Origin of the sequence: Shewanella sp. AS16, assembly GCF_021412365.1 — a bacterium.
Taxonomy (GTDB): domain Bacteria; phylum Pseudomonadota; class Gammaproteobacteria; order Enterobacterales; family Shewanellaceae; genus Shewanella; species Shewanella salipaludis.
This window is the reverse complement of the sequence record NZ_JAKCLK010000263.1, coordinates 1-291: the sequence shown is the minus strand read 5'-3', so window position 1 is coordinate 291 and position 291 is coordinate 1. Positions and strand designations below refer to the sequence as shown.

Here is a 291-nt window from a genome sequence, read left to right as displayed (position 1 = left end):
GCGGATAAATGGCGGTCAGCACCGGTACAGAGATCTGAATCAGCTGGCTCAAGCCGAGGTTAGACACCACCATCGAGAAGCCGCCGAGGATAAACACCAGCGTACGATAAGAGAGCGGTACGTACTGGGCGAAGAATTCTGCACAAGCACAGGTCAGGCCAACCGCCGTGACCAGGCAGGCGATGAAGATTAACGCCGCCAGCAGGAAGCTACCGCCGCCGCCAAAGGTATGCTGAACGTAAGCATGCAGGATCGCCGCACCGTTTGCAGACTGATCGACCAGCGACGCGC

1 protein-coding gene is annotated in these 291 nt (G+C 58.4%); it reads right to left on the bottom strand.

Annotation, left to right across the window (positions count from 1 at the left end; all coding sequences use genetic code 11):
- Window positions 1–291, bottom strand: a 291-nt coding sequence (locus tag LZP73_RS20250; protein ID WP_234236730.1) for a branched-chain amino acid transport system II carrier protein, incomplete at both ends; no start/stop codon positions are given.